Genomic DNA, 260 nt, shown 5'->3' with positions numbered 1-260 from the left:
CCCGGATCTTCCAGGAGGAAATCTTCGGCCCCGTCGTCGCCATCACCCCCTTCGACACCGAAGCCGAAGCCCTGGAGCTGGCCAACAACACCAAGTACGGGCTGGCCGCCTACATCTGGACGCAGGATCTCACCCGCGCGCACAACTTCGCACAGAACACCGAGGCCGGCATGGTCTGGCTGAACAGCCACAACGTCCGCGACTTGCGCACCCCGTTCGGCGGTGTGAAGGCCTCCGGCCTGGGCCACGAGGGCGGCTAC

The 260-nt window shown here is 66.2% G+C and carries 1 protein-coding gene; it reads left to right on the top strand.

What is annotated here, in order from left to right:
• Window positions 1-260 (top strand): aldehyde dehydrogenase family protein (locus tag SB754_RS21150; RefSeq protein WP_410784304.1); only part of this gene is annotated, 260 nt, incomplete at both ends.

The organism is Leifsonia sp. SIMBA_070, assembly GCF_046534635.1.
GTDB lineage: Bacteria > Actinomycetota > Actinomycetes > Actinomycetales > Microbacteriaceae > Leifsonia.
Note: the sequence above shows the minus strand (reverse complement) of the source record. Positions and strands in the feature narration are given on the sequence as shown.